16 protein-coding genes are annotated in these 16,024 nt (G+C 60.9%); 8 read left to right on the top strand and 8 right to left on the bottom strand.

The window, feature by feature from the left end; genetic code table 11:
* Positions 1 to 36: 36 nt before the first annotated feature.
* Together secG and AB0O81_RS10945 are read left to right on the top strand one after the other, a co-directional pair.
* Positions 37 to 282 carry a preprotein translocase subunit SecG gene (gene secG / locus AB0O81_RS10940; protein ID WP_337337786.1) on the top strand — a complete coding sequence of 82 codons (246 nt, stop codon included), beginning with the start codon at positions 37 to 39 and terminating at the stop codon, positions 280 to 282.
* Positions 282 to 638 (top strand): RNA polymerase-binding protein RbpA, encoded by a 357-nt coding sequence (locus AB0O81_RS10945; protein ID WP_363584162.1) that lies wholly within the window; start codon positions 282 to 284, stop codon positions 636 to 638. Before secG ends, AB0O81_RS10945 begins: the two co-directional genes overlap by 1 nt.
* A 70-nt stretch (positions 639 to 708) precedes the next feature.
* On the opposite strand, the gene pgl is transcribed toward AB0O81_RS10945, so the two are convergent.
* Genes pgl through tkt form a run of 6 tightly spaced genes read right to left on the bottom strand, consistent with a single transcriptional unit; the run spans position 709 to position 8,842 of the window.
* A complete protein-coding gene (pgl, locus tag AB0O81_RS10950) occupies positions 709 to 1,488 on the bottom strand; it encodes a 6-phosphogluconolactonase (RefSeq protein ID WP_363584164.1) in 780 nt (259 codons plus the stop codon).
* Between the two features lie 6 nt (positions 1,489 to 1,494).
* On the bottom strand, positions 1,495 to 2,460 hold the full coding sequence (locus AB0O81_RS10955) for a glucose-6-phosphate dehydrogenase assembly protein OpcA (RefSeq protein WP_363584166.1): 966 nt from the start codon (positions 2,458 to 2,460) through the stop codon (positions 1,495 to 1,497).
* Complete coding sequence (zwf, locus tag AB0O81_RS10960; RefSeq protein WP_363584168.1) at positions 2,457 to 4,007, bottom strand: glucose-6-phosphate dehydrogenase; 1,551 nt, start codon at positions 4,005 to 4,007, stop codon at positions 2,457 to 2,459. The genes AB0O81_RS10955 and zwf overlap by 4 nt, the downstream gene beginning before the upstream one ends.
* 13 nt (positions 4,008 to 4,020) lie before the next feature.
* Positions 4,021 to 5,637 carry a glucose-6-phosphate isomerase gene (locus AB0O81_RS10965; protein ID WP_363584170.1) on the bottom strand — a complete coding sequence of 539 codons (1,617 nt, stop codon included), beginning with the start codon at positions 5,635 to 5,637 and terminating at the stop codon, positions 4,021 to 4,023.
* Positions 5,634 to 6,749 carry a transaldolase gene (gene tal, locus AB0O81_RS10970; RefSeq protein ID WP_363584172.1) on the bottom strand — a complete coding sequence of 372 codons (1,116 nt, stop codon included), beginning with the start codon at positions 6,747 to 6,749 and terminating at the stop codon, positions 5,634 to 5,636. Before tal ends, AB0O81_RS10965 begins: the two co-directional genes overlap by 4 nt.
* Positions 6,746 to 8,842, bottom strand: coding sequence for a transketolase (tkt, locus tag AB0O81_RS10975; protein ID WP_363584174.1), 2,097 nt, complete (start codon positions 8,840 to 8,842; stop codon positions 6,746 to 6,748). Before tkt ends, tal begins: the two co-directional genes overlap by 4 nt.
* 296 nt (positions 8,843 to 9,138) lie before the next feature.
* Between tkt and AB0O81_RS10980 the strand changes: the two genes are divergently transcribed.
* Positions 9,139 to 10,080: a heme o synthase gene (locus AB0O81_RS10980; protein ID WP_363584176.1), complete on the top strand. Its 942-nt coding sequence runs from the start codon at positions 9,139 to 9,141 to the stop codon at positions 10,078 to 10,080.
* Positions 10,081 to 10,159: 79 nt separating this feature from the next.
* Here the strand turns inward: AB0O81_RS10980 and AB0O81_RS10985 are convergent, their stop codons facing one another.
* Both AB0O81_RS10985 and AB0O81_RS10990 read right to left on the bottom strand, forming a co-directional pair.
* On the bottom strand, positions 10,160 to 10,642 hold the full coding sequence (locus AB0O81_RS10985) for a dinucleotide-utilizing enzyme (protein ID WP_363584178.1): 483 nt from the start codon (positions 10,640 to 10,642) through the stop codon (positions 10,160 to 10,162).
* A gap of 96 nt (positions 10,643 to 10,738) precedes the next feature.
* A complete protein-coding gene (locus AB0O81_RS10990; protein ID WP_363584180.1) occupies positions 10,739 to 11,680 on the bottom strand; it encodes a COX15/CtaA family protein in 942 nt (313 codons plus the stop codon).
* 261 nt (positions 11,681 to 11,941) lie between these two features.
* Here AB0O81_RS10990 and sufB point away from each other — a divergent pair, with 261 nt between their 5' ends.
* The 5 genes from sufB to AB0O81_RS11015 are packed head-to-tail and all read left to right on the top strand — an operon-like array spanning position 11,942 to position 15,995.
* Positions 11,942 to 13,360 (top strand): Fe-S cluster assembly protein SufB, encoded by a 1,419-nt coding sequence (gene sufB / locus AB0O81_RS10995; protein ID WP_363584182.1) that lies wholly within the window; start codon positions 11,942 to 11,944, stop codon positions 13,358 to 13,360.
* Complete coding sequence (gene sufD, locus AB0O81_RS11000) at positions 13,361 to 14,563, top strand: Fe-S cluster assembly protein SufD (RefSeq protein WP_363584184.1); 1,203 nt, start codon at positions 13,361 to 13,363, stop codon at positions 14,561 to 14,563.
* Complete coding sequence (locus AB0O81_RS11005; RefSeq protein WP_363584186.1) at positions 14,560 to 14,886, top strand: non-heme iron oxygenase ferredoxin subunit; 327 nt, start codon at positions 14,560 to 14,562, stop codon at positions 14,884 to 14,886. Before sufD ends, AB0O81_RS11005 begins: the two co-directional genes overlap by 4 nt.
* Positions 14,886 to 15,656 carry a Fe-S cluster assembly ATPase SufC gene (sufC, locus tag AB0O81_RS11010; protein WP_363584188.1) on the top strand — a complete coding sequence of 257 codons (771 nt, stop codon included), beginning with the start codon at positions 14,886 to 14,888 and terminating at the stop codon, positions 15,654 to 15,656. The genes AB0O81_RS11005 and sufC overlap by 1 nt, the downstream gene beginning before the upstream one ends.
* Positions 15,657 to 15,665: 9 nt before the next feature.
* Positions 15,666 to 15,995 carry a metal-sulfur cluster assembly factor gene (locus tag AB0O81_RS11015; protein ID WP_337337801.1) on the top strand — a complete coding sequence of 110 codons (330 nt, stop codon included), beginning with the start codon at positions 15,666 to 15,668 and terminating at the stop codon, positions 15,993 to 15,995.
* The last annotated feature ends 29 nt before the right edge of the window (positions 15,996 to 16,024 follow it).

A 16,024-nucleotide genomic window follows, 5' to 3' on the forward strand; every position in this document is an offset into this window, starting at 1 on the left:
ATCGGTAGTTGATCGCCACGAAAGGCTTCAAAGACAGTGGATATCCTCGAGTTCGTCCTGCAGGTGCTACTTGGCATCACAAGCCTCCTGCTGACCCTCCTCATCTTGCTCCATAAGGGGCGCGGTGGCGGCTTGTCCGACATGTTTGGTGGAGGAATGACTTCGTCCTTGGGCTCTTCGGGGCTTGCGGAAAGAAACCTCAACCGGTTCACGATCGTTCTTGCGCTCATCTGGTTCGTCGCAATTGTTGCGCTCGGCCTCATCACGAAATTTCAGGTCTAATGGCTACTGGCGGTAACGCAATCCGGGGCACTCGCGTAGGTGCAGGTCCCATGGGCGAGCAGGATCATGGTTTTCACGCCGATCGAGTGACGATCTCATACTGGGACGCACTTGGCAACGAGACGGTGCGCCACTTCGCTGCAGGAATTCCAGAAGAGGAAATCCCCGAGACGATTGACTCGCCGCACTCCGGGCTTCCGGCAGGTCGCGACAAGGAGAACCCGCCAGCGGTTGCGAAAGCTGAGCCGTACAAGACACACCTCGCCTATGTAAAGGAACGCCGTTCCGACGAAGAGGCAGGCACTCTTCTCGACGACGCGCTCACCCAACTGCGTGACCGACGCGGCCAGGTGTAACCATCAAGACTTAGCAAAAAAGAGCGGATGCCTGTCGGCATCCGCTCTTTCTATCTCTTGTGTCGCGAGATCAGTACTCGCGGTCAATCAACTCGTGCGGAACCTTTTCTGCAGCCATCTCATCGACGAAGAAGACGGTGCGCTTGCGGCCCTTCGCGCCGGCGGCCGGAACGTTGGAGTAGCTCGCTCCGGCGAGTGCGAGTCCCAGCGCCGATGCTTTGTCCGCTCCGGTGAGCACCATCCATACCCGTTTGGAATCGTTGATAACTGGCCGGGTCATTGAGACGCGCTCCGGTGGCGGCTTAGGGGAGTCGCGCACGGCAACGGTCGCCGCATCGGTGATGTGGATTTCACCGCGGTCGGGGAAGAGAGAAGCGATGTGGCCGTCGGGGCCCACACCGAGGAAGCAGATATCGAACGACGGCCAAAGTCGTCCATCTCGGCCGAAAGAGGCGAGTTCCTTTGCATACGCGGCGGCGGCATCATCGAGGCTGCCACCATCGTCGCTGGCCGCGACCGAGTGAACATTCGACGCGGGAATGTCAAGGCTGTCGAGCAGAGCTTCACGCGCCTGCTTTTCGTTGCGGTCGGCGTCATCGCGGCTGACGAAGCGCTCATCGCTCCACCAGAAATGAACGTGTGACCAGTCGATCTTGCTTACTTCGGCGCTACGCGCTGCTGCCGCAAGCACCGCGGATCCCATCGATCCACCCGTGAGCGACACGTGCACTGTCTTTCCTACGCTCGCACGCTTGCCAACACGGTCAAGAAATCTATCTGCCACTGATGCGGCGAGCGACACCGGGTCTGGGCCGATGACCACAAATTTTTCGGCCCACGCTTCGACCATATTCGCCTACTCCTGTGTCTGGTTGGACGGGCCAACCACCGTCGGTGGGCCCAGCAGGTTCCAACCTTCGCTGATGACTCGACCATACAGGAGGTCTGGATCGAGGCGTCGCAGCTCCTCAGCAAGACACTCACGCAACGTGCGTCGAGGAAAAGAAAGATCGTGCACTGGCTGGCCAGGCTGAGTGAGGATCGCCACTCCCGCACTGGGACGCTCCAACAGCACTTCGCCGCTCTCGCGAACAAGGCTGACCGACTTGATACCGTGCGGCCATTCAGATTCGTCGAGATAGCCCCAGTCAACCTCGACATCGAGTGCAAGACGCAGCCAAGCGGCGAGCAGAGCAGTGGAGGGCGAGTCGGCCGCTCCACGCACCCGCACCGATGTCACCCGTTCGTACGGCGGCTGGTCGAGAATCGCTGCGAGCTGTTCGCGCCACCTGGTGAGACGGGTCCATGCCAAGTCTGTGTCGCCGGGGGCGTAGCGATCGCCCAACGAGGACACCCATTTCGACGGATCTGACTTGGTGGCCGCATCGGTGATTCGGCGTTGGGCGATCTTGCCGATCGAGGTCTTCGATGGAAAATCGGGCGTACGGTTGGGCCACCACACGACGACGGGCGCGTCGGGCAACAGCAAACCCGTCACCAAAGACTCGAGGTTGCTGTCGCCGACTTCGCCCTGAACCTTCAACGTCACGACTTCGCTCGCACCGGCGTCTCCGCCCACACGGATCTGACCGTCAAGGCGAGACTCCGCTTCGCCGTCTGCGATCATCAGCACGATGACTCGCATCGGGTGTTCGCGGGACGCATCGTTCGCAGCCTCGATCACTTCTTCAAGCGCGCCGTGACGAGTGAGAATGATGAGGGTCAGAACTCGACCGAGTGCGACTGCGCCACCTTCTTCGCGCACATTAACAAGTGCACGAGAGATTTTGCTGACGGTGGTATCGGGCAGATCAACGATCACGGGCGCCTCCAGACACGTCCATCGCGGGCAAGCATCTCGTCCGCGGAAGCCGGACCCCAAGACCCGGGTGAGTACTGTTCGAGTGGACCGCCCTGGGCGGTCCAGAATTCTTCAATCGGGTCGAGAATCTTCCACGACAGCTCGACTTCTTCGTGTCGGGGAAACAGCGGGGGATCACCGAGTAGCACGTCGAGAATGAGCCGCTCGTATGCCTCAGGACTCGCCTCAGTGAAAGCATGCCCGTAGCCGAAGTCCATGGTGACATCGCGCACCAGGTTGCCCGCGCCAGGAACCTTCGAGCCGAAACGGATGGTCACGCCTTCATCTGGCTGCACGCGAATAACAAGTGCGTTCTGTCCCTGGCCAGAGGTTTGGCTGCGAGAGAACAGCTGTTCCGGTGAACTCTTGAAGACCACGGCGATTTCAGTGACGCGGCGGCCGAGCCGTTTGCCAGTTCGCAGATAGAACGGAACGCCGGCCCAGCGTCGGGTGTTCACCTCGAGGGTGATCGCCGCGTACGTCTCGGTGGTGGACTCGGGATTCATGCCGTCTTCTTCGAGGAAGCCGAGCACCTTCTCGCCGCCTTGCCACCCTCCCGCGTATTGGCCGCGAGCTGTCGAGAGCGTGAGGTCGTCGGGCAGTGTGACGGCCGCGAGCACTTTCTCTTTCTCAGCACGCAAATTCGCGGCATCGAACGAGATCGGTTCTTCCATCGCGGTTAACGCCATCAACTGCAGCAGGTGGTTTTGAATGACGTCACGTGCAGCGCCGATGCCGTCATAGTAGCCGGCGCGGCCGCCGACCCCGATATCTTCGGCCATGGTGATCTGCACATGGTCGACGTAGTTGCGATTCCAGATCGGTTCATACAGCTCGTTGGCGAACCGCAACGCCAAGATGTTCTGCACGGTCTCTTTTCCGAGGTAGTGATCGATTCGGAAAATGGAGTCGGCTGGGAACGCGGAGCGCAACGCGTCGTTGAGCGACTGCGCGGTGTCCAGATTGTGCCCGAACGGCTTCTCGATGACCACACGGCGCCAGCGGTCGGGCTGGTCTGCGGTGTCATCCACCAGTCCGGACGACTTCAGTTGCTCAGCGACGAGGGGGAAGTCCTTCGGAGGAATCGACAGGTAGTAGGCATGATTGCCCATCGTTCCTCGTTCGACATCGAGCTTCTCGACGGTCGTGCGCAGACGAGCAAACGCTTCGGGGTCGCCGAACTCACCAGACACGAACCGAATGCCCTGAAGCAACTGCTGCCAGGTTTCATCCCTGAACTCAGTGCGCGCATGTTCGCGCACCGCCTCATGAACAACCTCAGCGAAGTCTTGATCCTCCCAGTCGCGCCGTGCGAAGCCGACGAGGGCGAATCCAGGAGGGAGCAACCCGCGGTTCGCGAGATCGTACACCGCGGGCATCAGCTTCTTACGCGAAAGATCGCCAGTGACTCCGAAAATGACCAGGGCGCTAGGGCCGGCGATCCGGTTAAGTCGGTCATCGCCGGCGTCACGAAGCGGATTATTGCCTCGCGAGATGTCGATTGTCATTGAGTGAAGACTCCTATTGCGCCGCTTCGAAGAGCGACAGAATTTCGAACTGCGGGTCAGTGAGTGTGAGCGTCACGACAGGCCGACCATGCGCGGCGAGCACACTGGCATCCCCGGCGGCTTGTGCGGCGATGAGCTGACCGAAGGTGAAAGGGCGCTCGGGGATCTCGAGATCGAGATCTGTTGCTTCGAGAATCTGAAGGAAGACTCCGGTCGCGGGGCCACCCTTGTGGAACTGCCCGGTGGAATGAAGGAAGCGCGGCCCCCAACCGAACGTGGTTGGTCGGCCAGAGTCGGCGGCTACCAGCTCACGAAGGCCCTGCAACTGGTGCAAGGCGAGTCGGTTGACATAGGCCTGCACAGAAACGTACCCATCTGCGGGCAGTTGTGCCCACAGCGCGTCGAGTACGCCCGCGATGGTGCCGGACGAAGCCAGCGCAGGGTCTGAGACTCGCACTTCGACACCGTCAGCGACGAAGGCAGGCGCCGTCGCTTGCGGGCGCGCGTCGAGCAGCCCACGGGTGGCGCTCTTCGCTGACTCGACGTCGGGCTGATCGAAAGGGTTGATCCCAAGCATTTGACCGGCGATGGCGGTGGCATACTCCCAGACGATGAACTGCGCGCCCAACGAGCCGCTGATGAGAATCTCGCCCTCGTGGTGCTCAAAGAAGTGAAACTCGTTTGCCTCATCGACAAGTCGGACGATCTGAAGATCGGAGGGGCGTGATTCGACCTCGGGAGATACGGGCAGAAGCGGTACGGGCAAAATACCGGTGCCCTCCTTGCCGGTGGATTCTGCGACCAGTTGCTCGATCCAATCCGGCAACCCCACGATGTGGGTGCCGTCTGTGATCAGAGCGAGCTTGTCGCGCCGAGGAGCGCCTCCCGCGATAGCGGCGGCGAGCACTAGTGCGGGGTTATCGGGGCTGTCGATCGCTACTTCGAGCAGTGATGCGTCTGCTTCGTCGAGGAGTTCGGTGATATCGACGCCTGCAAGGCCCGTGGGTACCAGTCCAAACGCAGTCAATGCGGAGTAACGCCCGCCGACATTTGGGTCGGCATTGAACACGGTGTAGCCATCCGCGCGAGCGGCTTGATCCATAGGCGAACCCGGGTCTGTCACCACGATGATCCGATCAAGCGGATCAATGCCGAGATCACGGAAGGCTGCCTCGAACACCCGCTTCGCAGAGTCGGTTTCGACCGTGGCACCAGACTTCGACGAAACGACCAGGGCAGTCCGCGCGAGATCGCCATCGGCGCCGCCGTCGATGGCGGCCAGCAACTGCCCAGGAGCGGTGGTATCGACGATCACGAGCGGCACGCCTGAGGTCTGTGCAATCACCTCGGGTGCCAGTGATGAACCGCCCATGCCGGCGAGCACGATGCGAGTGATGCCCTTGGCAACAAGCTCCTCACGAAGCGCGAGAATCTCCTCTACCAGGGGGCGCGAGACGCTCACGGCGTCGACCCACCCGAGCCGCTTAGTCGCTTCGGCCTCGGCATCGGGGCCCCACAGGCTGGAATCGCCGGCGGTGATTCCAGAAGCAACGAGGGATCCCACCAGCGTCGGCAGTGTCTGTTCAACGACCGACTTGACGTGGCCGCTCAGGTGGATCGCGAAGGTCACCGGGCTGCCGCGTCTTTCAGCGCTGATTCAACGGTGCCTTGCAGGTCGTGCCACGAAGCGATGAACTTCGAAACACCCTCATCTTCAAGCACCTGGGTAACGTCATCAACATCGACGCCCACAGCGGCGAGCGAGTCAATAACGCTGTGCGCGTCGGCGTAGTTGGCGGTGATGGTGTCACCCGTGACGACACCGTGGTCGAACGTTGCTTGCAGCGTCTTTTCGGGCATCGTGTTCACGGTTCCCGCAGCGACCAGCTCCGTGACATACAGGGTGTCGGGCAACGCGGGGTCTTTCACTCCCGTGGATGCCCACAGTGGGCGCTGCACGTTCGCGCCAAAGCCCACGAGGTCTTGGGCACGCTTCTCGGCGAACTTCTGCTCAAACAGTTCGTAGGCGAGACGCGCGTTCGCAATGCCAGCCTTCGAAAGCAGAGCAGTCGCTTCGTCGGTGCCGATTGCCTTGAGGCGGTTGTCTACTTCGGTATCAACGCGCGAGACGAAGAATGATGCCACCGAGTGGATGCCAGTCAGGTCGATCCCGGCGCTGTGGGCGCGCTCGAGGCCTGCGAGATACGCGTCGATGACATCGGCGTAGCGCTCCAGGCTGAAGATCAGTGTGACGTTGACACTGATGCCCGCAGCGATTGTCTTGGTGATGGCCGGCAAACCAGCTTTGGTTGCTGGAATCTTGATCAGCACGTTGGGACGGTCAACAGCCTGATACAGGTCTTTGGCCTGCGCGATCGTCTCTTCGGTGTTGTGAGCGAGGTCGGGGGAGACCTCGATGGAAACGCGACCGTCGACGCCGTTGCTTGCGTCGTAGATCGGACGGAAGATGTCGCAAGCGTCGCGCACGTCGGTCGTGGTGAGCGAGAAGATCGTGTCGTCTACCGTCGCCCCCTTGCCGGCCTGAGCGGCTATTGCTTCTTCGTAGCCGATACCTGCCGAAATTGCGCCCTGGAAGATCGTCGGATTGGTGGTCACGCCGACGACGTCGCGGGTCGAGATCAGTTCGCTGAGGTTGCCCGAGGCAATACGGTCGCGCGAGAGGTCATCGAGCCAGATGCTGACGCCTGCGTGGGAAAGGTCGGCGGTGGGGGTGGTGCTCATGCGTTCTCCTTGATGGTTTCGCGCGCCGCTTCAACAACGGCCTCAGCGGTGATGCCGAACTTCTGGAACAGGGTCTTGTAGTCGGCGGAGGCGCCAAAGTGCTCGATCGAAACCGAGCGGCCGGTGTCTCCGACGAGGTGGCGCCACGTGAGGCCAATTCCGGCTTCAACCGAAACGCGCGCCTTGACAGCAGCAGGAAGCACAGACTCCCGATAGTCGGCGTCTTGCTCGTCGAACCACTCGAGTGATGGCACCGACACGACGCGCGCACCGATACCCTCAGCCGCCAGCGTTTCGCGCGCTGCTACCGCGAGTTGTACCTCTGAGCCGCTCGCGATGAGCAGCACATCGGGCGCGCCGTTGGCAGCATCCACCAGCACATAGGCGCCCTTGGCCACTCCTGCTGTCGATGCGAACTCGTCGCCCGAGGCATCGCCTTCGCCGCGGGGGAACACCGGAATGTTCTGGCGGGTCAGCGCAATACCCGATGGGCCCTCGTTGCGGCGCAAGATCTCAAGCCATGCCGCCGAAGTCTCGTTCGCATCGGCCGGGCGTACAACAGCGAAGTTGGGGATCGCGCGAAGCGTGGCAAGCTGCTCAATCGGCTGGTGTGTGGGGCCGTCCTCGCCCAGCGCTACCGAGTCGTGTGTCCACACAAACACCGACGGGATGTTCATCAGCGCAGCCAACCGGACCGCCGGGCGCATGTAGTCGCTGAAAATCAGGAACGTGCCACCGAACGCACGGGTGGGGCCGTGAAGGATGATTCCATTGACGATCGCGCCCATGGCGTGCTCGCGGATGCCGAAGTGGAGCACGCGACCGTAGGGGTCACCGGACCATTCGCTCGTTGACCACTGGGTGGGGATGAACGATTTCGCACTCTTGATGGTGGTCAAGTTCGACTCTGCCAGGTCGGCCGAGCCGCCCCATAGTTCGGGGAGTTCGGCCGCGAGAGCGTTGATGACCGTGCCCGATGCGGCACGGGTCGATACGTCCTTGCCCGCTTCGAACGTGGGCAATGCGTCATCGATGTTCTCGGGGAGCGCCTTTGCCTCGAGCCGATCAAGCAGCGCCTTGCGTTCGGGGTTCGCGTTCGCCCACGCATCAAAAGAGCGCTGCCATTCGGCACGCGCCTCAGCGGCACGGTCTTTGAGTGCGCGAGTGTGAGCAATCACGTCGTCTGCGACGACGAAAGACTGCTCAGGGTCAAAGCCGAGCACCTTCTTGGTCGCAGCGAGCTCATCGCCGCCCAGCGCCGAGCCGTGAATCTTGCCGGTGTTCTGCTTGCCGGGGGACGGCCACCCGATGATCGTCTTCAGAATGATGAGAGACGGCTTCTCAGACTCGCTCTTTGCCGCCTCAATTGCCGCGTGCAGTTCGGCGACGTCTTCGACGTAGTCGCCTGTCTTCTTCCAGTCGACCGTCTGAACGTGCCAGCCGTATGCCTCGTAACGAGCAGCGACGTCTTCGGTGAATGCGACATTGGTGTCATCTTCGATCGAGATCTGGTTGGAATCGTAGATGGCGATCAAGTTGCCCAGCGCCTGGTGGCCAGCAAGTGATGACGCTTCACTGGTAACACCTTCTTGCAGGTCGCCATCACCAGCGATGACATAGATGTTGTGATCGAAGGGCGAGGTGCCCGCCGCCGCATCCGGGTCGAACAATCCGCGCTCATAGCGTGCGGCATAGGCGAAGCCGACCGCCGACGCCAGGCCCTGGCCGAGTGGACCAGTGGTGATCTCGACACCGTCGGTGTGGCCGTACTCCGGGTGCCCTGGAGTCAGTGAGCCCCACGTGCGCAACGCCTTCAAATCGTCGAGCTCGAGACCGAAGCCGCCCAAGTACAACTGAACGTACTGGGTCAGAGATGAGTGGCCGACCGAGAGAATGAAGCGGTCGCGTCCCAGCCAGTCGGTATCGGTCGGGTCATGACGCAACACACGCTGGTACAGCAGGTATGCAGCGGGAGCGAGGCTCATCGCGGTGCCAGGGTGGCCGTTGCCCACCTTCTCTACGGCATCAGCCGCAAGCACACGGGCGGTGTCCACCGCACGCCGATCGATTTCATCCCAACGCAGTTCCGACACAAAAGGCCTTTCTCGAGGAGCGCCCGCTTTCCGCCAAATCCCAGCCCGCATTCCGGACAAGAGAGGGGGATGAGGCGCGAGACGCGCGTGCAGTCTCAGCATAGCGAAGGGGTATGCCCGGGGCCTCATGTGAACGATTGTGTGTCACAGTCTTTCGCTAGGTCGAGTACCAATCGTGTGTTCGGAGGGCATTTTGACGTGATTTGCAGCATTGCGGAAGTCGCGGGAGGGCGGAGGCGCACGTCATTGAATGCCATAGACTTGACCGGGCTCACAAGACTTCGATAGCGGGGGCGATGGACATTTCGACGACGGCGGCTTCTCAGACGTCCGTTTCTGCATCCTCGGCTGCGAACCAGAGTTTCGGCACGACGATCCGCGCCTACATCGCGTTGACGAAACCGCGCGTGCTTGAACTCCTCTTGGTGACAACTGTTCCGGTCATGATTCTCGCCGCTGGTGGTCTGCCCGATTTGTGGCTTGTTCTCGCCACGGTGATTGGTGGGTCGCTGAGTGCGGGGTCTGCCGCAGCGTTCAACATGTACCTCGATCGCGATATTGACGCGCACATGAAGCGCACGGTGAACCGACCTTTGGTTACCGGCGAGGTGTCACCGCGTGCTGCCTTGATCTTCTCGTGGGTGCTTGCTATCGGCTCGACGGCCTGGCTGTGGGTTACGACAAACTGGTTGGCTGCAACGCTCTCGGCCGCCGCGATCTTCTTTTATGTCGTCATCTACACGATGATCCTCAAGCGCCGAACGGAACAGAACATCGTTTGGGGCGGAATTGCGGGTTGCTTCCCCGTGCTCATCGGCTGGACAGCTGTCACCGGTTCGCTCGCATGGGCGCCATTCATCCTTTTCGTGGTGGTGTTCCTCTGGACCCCGCCGCACTACTGGCCGCTGTCCATGAAATACAAGGATCAGTACGACGACGTGCACGTGCCGATGCTTGGAGCTACCCGCAGCAGCTCGCAGGTTGGCTTGCAGGTCATTCTTTACGCATGGGCCACGCTCGTGTGTTCGTTGCTCCTGATACCCGTCGCTGGTATGGGCCTGGTCTACAGCGTGTCTGCCGTGGTCTTCGGCGGATGGTTCATCTACGAATCGCACCGTCTCTACAATCGGTCAGTCCGCGGTGAAGAGCCCAAGCCGATGCGGGTTTTCCACGCCTCGATCAGCTACTTGACACTGCTGTTCATCGCGATCGCGGTTGATCCGCTGTTGCCTTTCTGAGCTGACAACAAAGCAACGCCCTCCCGCTCAGCGGAAGGGCGTTGCTTATTGCCGTGAGTCAGTTTGTTCTTGGGCGACTCTAGTTCTTTGGTGGCTCATTGCCGTCGGTCTGCTCAGCAGCGGGCTCTACGGCCTCTACGATGATTACCTCATCAGCGGACTCCGCGACGACCGGCTCTGCATCGGTGAGGGGCTCTGCAACCTCGACAACGGGGTCAGGCTCGTAGGCGGCGGGTTCGTCGACCGCAACCTCGTCTTGGTTGTTCCAGTCGATTGGCTCGACAACCTCTACGGGCGGGTGAGCGCGAAGAGTGGATGCCGCGGCGATCGCGAGTGCGATAAGTAGACCGAGGACGCCGACACCTACGAGGATCGAACCGAGAAACGCGATGGACTGGCCGACGTAGACCTCGACGCCGGTTGCGGTGCCCTCGGTCAGCGTCACGGTCATGACGGCGATCTTGTCTGTCACGAGCGATACGCCGTAGGCGAGCGAGGCGAGGGAAGCAACGATAAGTGCCCAGAACGGGATGCTGCGGACCAAAGCGGGGCGAGTGTTCATGGTGATGGGAGGACTCCTTCTGAATGGCGCGGCCGAAACCGCAGTACGGATAGCCTGACGTGGCTCACCGACGGGATGGTATGTGAATTCAATGAGTTAGCTATGAACTGGAGCCTTCAATTTCATCACGACGACCGTCATCGCCGCGACCAGCGCGACAGCCAGTGTCATATGAATGTTGACCAGAACGATCGGCAGACCTGTGCGTGCCTGCCACAGGCCGATGACGATCTGCAGCAATTCTGTCGCGAGCAACAACCCGGTCCATAGCGGCAGGCGCTGCGCAGAGGGCATCTTCCACGCCGCAGCGAACAGCACCAGTGACAACGCGAAGGTCACGTAGGCCGGCCATGAGTGCACGTGCTGCAACAGCTCAGCATCCAAGCCATTGCGCGCGGCTCCGCCGTCTCCAGCGTGAGGCCCCGATCCGGTCACAAGAATGCCGACCACGACCGTCACGGCGACGCCGAGTGAGGTGAAATGGGCGACAGTTGCGTACCAACGCGGTACGACACGTGTGCGCGCTCCGGGTTGCGCGTAGACGCGCACCAGCAAGACGGCTGCGAGGGAAACGAGCACCGCAGACGCAAAGTAGTGAAGACCAACGACGTAAGGGTTCAGGTTTGTGAGTACCGTGATGCCGCCGATGATCGCCTGCAACGGCACGTAAAGCCCGATCACCAGCGACAGCCAAAACAGATCTCGCCGCTGTCGACGCATGCGCACAACGAACAAGAACATCAGGATCGCAACGATCACCAACACGAAGGTCAACATGCGGTTACCGAACTCGATGACACCGTGAATGCCCATCGCCTCAGTCGCAACGAATGATTCCTCAGTGCATCGAGGCCAGGTCGGGCAACCGAGCCCTGAACCTGTCAGACGGACGAGCCCGCCGGTCGCCACAATGCCGATCTGCACAACAAGGGTCGTCCACGCCATGGCGATCACGCGACGATCGACGGTGTTCGGGAGTCGGGACCAAAGTCGACGTATGAGTCCCGGCTGAGGGATTGTGGTCGTGTCGATCGACATCGAGGTGAGCCTCCTGGGCTGTTTCTTTGTGGGGCGCGCGTAATTTCAAACGTCACACCGTGACCTGTTACACAGGTGAACCCTGTAGAATCGAGCAAGTCGGGCGGCCGCGTTCTGCGCGAAATCACCACCGACAGTCTAGGCGCGATGGTCAGCGCCGCTTGAGCAGGGCCCACCAGCGGCATCCCCCTTCGGTAACTCCATCGAAGGAGCAGGAGTGCCGGGGCGGATCACACCGCCGGGGCTCGGAGGAGAACGTGAATGTCTGATGTGCTGATCGATCGACCCGAACTCGATGGCCTGGGCCAATACGAGTTCGGCTGGCACGATGCCGATGCCGCGGGAGCGAGCGCGACACGTGGCATCAACGACAAGGTCGTGCGAGACATTTCGGCGCTTAAGAGCGAGCCGGAATGGATGTTGAAGGCTCGGTTGAAGGGCCTTGACCTCTTTGGTCGTAAGCCGATGCCGACATGGGGAGCAGACCTCAGCGGGATCGACTTCGACAACATCAAATACTTTGTGCGCTCTACTGAGAAGCAGGCGCAAACCTGGGAAGACCTTCCCGAAGAGATTCGGGACACGTACGAGAAGCTCGGCATTCCCGAGGCAGAGCGTCAGCGGCTGGTCTCTGGTGTGGCAGCGCAGTACGAGTCTGAGGTCGTGTACCACCAGATCCGCGAGGATCTTGAAGAACAGGGTGTCATCTTCATGGACACCGACACGGCGTTGCGCGAGCACCCGGAGTTCTTCACCGAGTACTTCGGAACGGTGATCCCGTCGGGCGACAACAAGTTCGCCGCTCTCAACACCGCCGTGTGGTCGGGCGGATCGTTTGTGTATGTGCCTCCGGGCGTGCACGTCGATATTCCACTGCAGGCCTACTTCCGCATCAACACCGAGAACATGGGCCAGTTTGAGCGCACGCTCATCATCGCCGATGAAGGCTCGTACGTTCACTACATTGAGGGCTGCACCGCCCCGATCTACAAGAGCGACTCCCTTCACTCAGCTGTGGTGGAGATCATCGTGAAGAAGAACGCACGCGTTCGCTACACGACGATTCAGAACTGGTCGAACAACGTGTACAATCTCGTCACCAAGCGTGCGGTCGCGCACGAAGGGGCGACGATGGAGTGGGTTGATGGCAACATCGGCTCGAAGGTGACGATGAAGTACCCGTCGATCTTCCTCGTAGGCGAGCACGCCAAGGGAGAGACTCTTTCGGTCGCTTTTGCTGGCCCCGGTCAGCACCAGGACGCGGGCGCCAAGATGGTGCACATGGCTCCGTACACGCAGTCATCGATCGTCTCGAAGTCGATCGCACGTGGTGGTGGTCGCGCCGGATACCGCGGTGAGATTCGAGTCGAAGCCAATGCACATCACTCGGCCAACACGGTGCGCTGTGACGCATTGCTGGTGGACTCGATCTCGCGCTCTGACACCTATCCAGCAATCGACATCCGCGTCGATGACGTTCAGCTTGGGCACGAGGCAACAGTCTCGAAGGTCAGCGAGGAGCAGCTTTTCTATCTCCAGTCCAGGGGCATGCCCGAAGACGAAGCGATGGCGATGATCGTCCGCGGCTTTATCGAGCCGATTGCGCGTGAATTGCCGATGGAATATGCACTTGAACTCAACAAGCTCATTGAAATGGGCATGGAAGGCAGTGTCGGCTAGATGACGGCAACAACTCAGGCACCCGCAGTGGTGCCAGGTTCCAGCGCGCACTCCCACGGGGCAGGATCGGTGGTTCCTGTGCAGACTCGTTCCGCGCGTCCCACCTCTTATTCGCCAGAAGACTTCGGTACCCCCACGGGCCGAGAAGTCAACTGGAAGCACACCCCGATGGATCGGATCGCTGCCTTATTGGTAGACGAAGCAACCGAATCCGCCGCTGAAAACGCCATCGAGTACGACCTCAGTGCCGTACCCGACGGCTTCGTCATTGCTTCGACTGGCCACCACGCGGCTGTTCGCGGTGAGGTGTTCCGCCCCGAAGACATCACGGGAGCACTCGCCTGGCACCACGGCGAGAACGCCCTCCATCTGCGCATCCCCGCGAACGCAGAACTAAGTGAGCCGGTGCGCGTTGATTTGCGCGGTCGCGGTGGCCACGCCCAGGCGCACATCATCATCGAAGCAATGCCGAACTCGCACGGACGGGTGGTGTTGTACCACTCCGGATCGGCGCAGTACGCGCAAAACGTTGAGATCATCGCGCGCGACGGCTCGGCGCTCACGGTGATCACAGTGCAGCGTTGGGACGACGACGCGGTGCACCTTGCCGCACACCAGGCGCGAGTTGATCGCGACGCAACTCTCACTCACATCGTGGCTAGCCTCGGCGGCAGTGTCGTGCGCGTGAACCCGTCGGTCGAACTTGCCGGCACCGGATCGCGTGGCAACCTTTTCGGCCTCAGCTTCTCTGATAGCGGCCAGCACCTCGAGAGTCAGGTCTTTCTGCACCACAAGGGTGCAGAAACTGTCGGCGACGTCTTGTACAAGGGCGCGTTGCAGGGCTCCGGAGCACGCAGCGTCTGGATCGGCGACGTTCTTATCGGACCGGATGCCACAGCAACCGACTCGTACGAAGCGAACCGCAACCTCGTCTTGACCGACGGTGCTCGCGCCGACTCAATTCCGAACCTCGAGATTCAGACCGGCGATATTCGCGGTGCTGGACACGCGAGTGCAACGGGTCGATTCGACGACGAGCAACTGTTCTACTTGCAGGCCCGCGGCATCACTGAAGACGAGGCTCGTCGACTTGTCGTGCTTGGCTTCCTGACCGAGATCGTTCAGAAGATCGGCATCGACTCGCTCGAAGCCGAACTGATCGGCGCCGTCGAGGAAGAGCTGGCCCAGGAGGGGACCCGATGACCGCTCAGCGCGCCTGCGCACTCAGCGAGCTCGAGCAGGATGCTGCCAAGCGCGTGGAGGTCGATGGCGTCGCCATCTCGCTGGTTCTCGATTCCAACGGCGAGGTCCACGCCATCGGTGACACCTGCACTCACGGTGATGTGTCACTGTCCGAAGGCTTCGTCGACGGTGACACGCTTGAGTGCTGGGCCCACGGCTCGGCATTCTCGCTGATCACCGGCAAGCCCCTCAATCTCCCTGCATTCGAGCCCGTCCCGGTATTCGTCGTCACTATCGACGGCGACGACGTGCTCATTGACCCGAACGTGAAGAAGGAAATCTGATGTCTGTTCTTGAGATCCGCGACCTGCATGTCACGGTCGAAACGGAAGAGGGAACCACCCCCATCCTCAACGGCCTGTCGCTCACCCTGCGCAAAGGCGAAACCCACGCGATCATGGGCCCCAACGGCTCGGGCAAGTCGACGCTTGCCTACACAATCGCCGGTCACCCCAAATACACCGTCACCGGCGGTTCCATCACGCTCGACGGTGAAGACGTTCTTGAGATGACGGTTGACGAGCGGGCACGTGCGGGACTCTTCCTCGCGATGCAGTACCCCGTGGAAATCCCGGGCGTCACCGTGACGAACTTCTTGCGTACCGCGAAGACCGCCATTGACGGTGAAGCTCCGGCTATTCGCACGTGGACAAAAGAGGTCAAGCAATCGATGAAAGACCTGCGCATGGACCCGAAGTTCGCCGCGCGCAACGTCAATGAAGGTTTCTCGGGCGGCGAAAAGAAGCGCCACGAGATCCTTCAGCTTGAGCTGCTCAAGCCTCAGTTCGCGGTGCTCGACGAAACTGATTCAGGTCTCGACGTTGACGCACTGAAGGTCGTTTCTGAGGGCGTCAACCGCGCGAAGGAAACCACCGATCTTGGTGTGCTACTCATCACGCACTACACGCGGATCCTTCGATACATCCGTCCCGACTTCGTGCACGTGATGGTTGCTGGCCGCATCGTCGAGGAAGGCGGGTCTGAATTGGCCGATCGTCTCGAAGATGAAGGTTATGACCGCTATCTTGAGCCCGCAGTCGACACTGAGGCGTAGAGTCAACCTATGACCGCAACGCTCAGTCCCGAGAAGTTCGATGAGGTCACCGAGGCTCTCAAAGATGTGATGGATCCCGAACTGGGGATCAACGTCGTTGACCTCGGTCTCATCTATGACCTCAGCTGGGATGACGAAAACGATGCTCTCGTCATCCACATGACCCTGACATCAGCCGGATGCCCGTTGACAGACGTGCTTGAAGAACAGACGGCGCAGTCTCTGGACGACGTCGTCGACCAGTTTCGGATCAACTGGGTCTGGATGCCGCCATGGGGTCCGGAGCGGATCACTGACGACGGTCGTGACATGATGCGGGCGCTCGGCTTCGCCATCTGACGTCGTATTTCGCGGTCGATGCCCTCGGC

Source organism: Microbacterium sp. NPDC076911, assembly GCF_040687125.1.
Taxonomy (GTDB): domain Bacteria; phylum Actinomycetota; class Actinomycetes; order Actinomycetales; family Microbacteriaceae; genus Microbacterium.

Excerpts from the sequence above, each read along its gene's own strand:
- AB0O81_RS11005 (WP_363584186.1), top strand. The coding sequence starts at position 14,560 with ATGACCGCTCAGCGCGCCTGCGCACTCAGCGAGCTCGAGCAGGATGCT.
- pgl (WP_363584164.1), bottom strand. The coding sequence starts at position 1,488 with ATGGTCGAAGCGTGGGCCGAAAAATTTGTGGTCATCGGCCCAGACCCG.
- AB0O81_RS11015 (WP_337337801.1), top strand. The coding sequence starts at position 15,666 with ATGACCGCAACGCTCAGTCCCGAGAAGTTCGATGAGGTCACCGAGGCT.
- sufC (WP_363584188.1), top strand. The coding sequence starts at position 14,886 with ATGTCTGTTCTTGAGATCCGCGACCTGCATGTCACGGTCGAAACGGAA.
- zwf (WP_363584168.1), bottom strand. The coding sequence starts at position 4,007 with ATGACAATCGACATCTCGCGAGGCAATAATCCGCTTCGTGACGCCGGC.
- AB0O81_RS10945 (WP_363584162.1), top strand. The coding sequence starts at position 282 with ATGGCTACTGGCGGTAACGCAATCCGGGGCACTCGCGTAGGTGCAGGT.
- AB0O81_RS10985 (WP_363584178.1), bottom strand. The coding sequence starts at position 10,642 with ATGAACACTCGCCCCGCTTTGGTCCGCAGCATCCCGTTCTGGGCACTT.
- AB0O81_RS10980 (WP_363584176.1), top strand. The coding sequence starts at position 9,139 with ATGGACATTTCGACGACGGCGGCTTCTCAGACGTCCGTTTCTGCATCC.
- tal (WP_363584172.1), bottom strand. The coding sequence starts at position 6,749 with ATGAGCACCACCCCCACCGCCGACCTTTCCCACGCAGGCGTCAGCATC.
- AB0O81_RS10990 (WP_363584180.1), bottom strand. The coding sequence starts at position 11,680 with ATGTCGATCGACACGACCACAATCCCTCAGCCGGGACTCATACGTCGA.
- sufD (WP_363584184.1), top strand. The coding sequence starts at position 13,361 with ATGACGGCAACAACTCAGGCACCCGCAGTGGTGCCAGGTTCCAGCGCG.
- sufB (WP_363584182.1), top strand. The coding sequence starts at position 11,942 with ATGTCTGATGTGCTGATCGATCGACCCGAACTCGATGGCCTGGGCCAA.